Raw genomic sequence first — 3,095 nt, 5'->3', positions numbered from 1 at the left:
TCTTCGTTCTCTTCCCGTAGGCACCAAGGCGCGCATTGCCTCTGTACGAGCCGATGGTGAACTGGGCCGCCGCATTCGCGACATGGGACTGGTTCCCGGAGCCGAAGTGGAAGTCATAGGCCGCGCGCCGCTGCGCGATCCCGTAGCCCTCCGCCTGCCGGGCTTTACCCTGAGCCTGCGCAACAACGAAGCTGATTTCATTCTGGTGGAGAAGGTAGACTGATGTCTTATTTTCATCATTCTGACGACGGGCGGCCGCGCAGCAATCTGCCCACCCTCGCGCTCGCCGGAAATCCGAACTCGGGGAAGACAACCTCGTTCAACGCACTTACGGGTGCCCGTCAGCATGTGGGCAACTATCCTGGCATCACCGTGGAGCAGAAGGAGGGCATAGCCCACTGCGACGGCGAAGCCATCCGCATCATCGACCTGCCCGGCGCCTATTCGCTCACCGCCTATACCCAGGAAGAGCGCGTGGCGCGCCGCGTCATCGGCACGGAAAAGCCGCTGGCCGTCATGGCGCTGCTCAATGCCGGCGCTCTGGAACGCAATCTCTATCTGGCCGTTCAGCTCATGGAAATGGGCGTGCCCGTTTCCATAGGCCTCAACATGATGGACGAAGCCCGCGCCATGGGCATGAGCATCGACGTCAAGGAACTGTCCCGGCGTCTGGGCGTGCCCGTGGTGGAAACCGTGGCCCGCACCGGCGAGGGATTGCAGGAATATCTGCACGAAACGCTGGTGTTCAGCCGCAAGTTCGAGGGACAGCCCTGGCATCCGCTGAGCATTTCCTACGGGCCGGATCTTGATCCCGTGCTCAAGCACCTGACGGAATCCCTCGACGAGGAGGGCGTGGGCTGCGCGCCGTATCCCACCCGCTGGCTCGCGCTCAAGCTCTTGGAAAACGACGAGGAAATTCTTTCCGAGCTCAGTCACGACAAGCCCGAGGTCATGGCGCACGTGAAGGAGCACATCGACGAGGTGGAAGCCCATCTCAAGGCCACGCTCGGCACCAGTGCCGAGGCCATCATTGCCGACTACCGCTACGGCTACATCAGCTCTCTGCTCCGCGGCGTGCTGACCCGCCGCGACGACATCGCCCAGCGCATGGACCTTTCCGACAGGGCGGACCATATTCTCACGCATCAGATTTTCGGCCCGCTCATCATGCTCGCCATCATGTACCTCATGTACCGCATCACGTTCACGGTCGGCGAGATTCCCATGCAGTGGGTGGAATCGCTGTTTGCGTGGCTGCGCAATCTGGTGGACGCCAACATGGCCGACGGCGTGCTGAAATCCATGATTACCTCGGGCATCATCGACGGCGTGGGCGGCGTGATGTGCTTTGTGCCGCTCATTCTGCTGATATTCATGCAGATAGCCATTCTGGAAGACTCCGGCTATATGGCGCGCATGGCCTATATGCTGGACAGAATCTTCCGCATCTTCGGTCTGCACGGTGCTTCCGTGGTTCCCTACATTCTCGGCGGCGGCATTGCCGGCGGCTGCGCCGTTCCCGGCATCATGGCGGCGCGCACGCTGCGCAGTCCCCGTGAAAAGCTGGCCACGCTGCTCACCGTGCCGTTCATGGCCTGCGGCGCCAAGCTCCCCGTGTTCATCGTGTTTTCGGGCGTGTTTTTCCCGGGCAACGAAGCGCTCGTCATGTTCGGGCTCACGCTCACCGGCTGGGTGGTGGCCATGCTCGCCGCGCGCGTGCTGCGCTCTTCCGTCATCAAGGGCCCGGCCACGCCGTTCGTCATGGAGCTGCCTCCCTACCGCATGCCCACGCTTCAGGGCATGGTCATTCACGCCGGCGAGCGCACCTGGGAATATCTGAAGAAGGCCGGAACCGTCATTCTTGCCATATCCATCGTGGTGTGGGCGGCCATGGCCTATCCGTCACTGCCCGAAGACCGGGTGCAGGCGCATGAAACCACGCTGACCGAGCTGCAGACGCAGCTTAGTGCCGCCGCGCCGGATTCCGACCTGCGCCGGAGCATCGAACACGCCATTCAGACGGAAAACGGACGCTTCAGCGAAGAAACGCTGCGGCACACCATTGCCGGACGCATCGGCTCGGCCATGGAACCGGTGACGCGCTATGCGGGCTTCGGCTGGGAAGCCAACATCTCCCTGCTTGGCGGTCTGGCGGCCAAGGAAGTCATCGTGACCACGCTGGGCACGGCCTATTCGCTGTACGACGCGGGCGAGGATTCCGGCAATCTGGCCGATTTCATCGCCAGAGACAAGAACTGGAACATTCCCTCGGTGGTGGCTTTCCTGCTGTTCGTGCTGCTTTATGCGCCCTGCTTCGTGAGCCTCGTGACCATACGCATGGAAACCGGCTCGGCCAAATGGGCGCTGTTCAGCTTTGTGTTCAACACCTGCGTAGCCATGGTGGTGGCCACCACGGCGTATCAGATTCTTACCCGCTGGTGCTGATCTGAGCCTGTAAACGAATGAAAAGGCGTCTCTCCGTTTTTGGAGGGACGCCTTTTTCATGGACTTGTGCAGAACCGGGACGCGTGGGCGCGTTTTTGGGGGCTTCGATGACTCCCTTCTCGCAGGCCTTCGGTGCGCTCGACCAATCCGGGGCGCTCCGTGGAGAGCGCGGGGCCCGGCGCAGTGTTGTTTTGCCCGTCGCTGAGGCCGTTTTTTTGGGGGGGAAGATGTTTCGTCGCCCGCGACATGGCGCAGGCGGCGGGGATGTCTGCCGCATAAAAAAGGGCGGAGCCGAAGCTCCGCCCCTTCGTATTCGCAAAACTGCGGATCAGAGCTGACTGACGGCGTCGGCCATGTCGTCCAGCCAGGGGCTCTTGACCGCTTCGATGGCTCCCTGATCGCAGGCCTTGGCGATGGAGGGATCAATGGGAATGCGGGCAATGTGGGCGATGCCGTACTGCCTGGCGATCTCTTCGAGATGGCTTTCGCCGAAGATGGCGTGGCGCTTGCCGCAGTTCGGGCATTCAAAGTAGGACATGTTTTCCACAAGGCCGATGACCGGGATGTTCAGGCCGTCGAGACGGGCCATGTTCACGGCCTTTTCCACGATCATGGACACCAGTTCCTGCGGAGATGTGACGATGACGATG

3 protein-coding genes are annotated in these 3,095 nt (G+C 61.7%); 2 read left to right on the top strand and 1 reads right to left on the bottom strand.

Translation table 11 applies throughout. The features are described 5' to 3' along the window. The coding region (locus tag ACZM96_RS10385; protein ID WP_489488959.1) for a FeoA family protein at nt 1–223 on the top strand (223 nt) is incomplete at its 5' end. After that, nucleotides 223–2,445 (top strand): ferrous iron transport protein B, encoded by a 2,223-nt coding sequence (feoB, locus tag ACZM96_RS10380; RefSeq protein WP_489488957.1) that lies wholly within the window; start codon nt 223–225, stop codon nt 2,443–2,445. The genes ACZM96_RS10385 and feoB, both read left to right, overlap by 1 nt. Before the next feature lie 328 nt (nt 2,446–2,773). Here the strand turns inward: feoB and ACZM96_RS10375 are convergent. Further along, a partial coding sequence (locus ACZM96_RS10375; protein ID WP_489488955.1) for a P-loop NTPase occupies nt 2,774–3,095 on the bottom strand: 322 nt, incomplete at its 5' end.

Source organism: Mailhella sp., from assembly GCF_057866825.1.
Note: the sequence above shows the minus strand (reverse complement) of the source record. Positions and strands in the feature narration are given on the sequence as shown.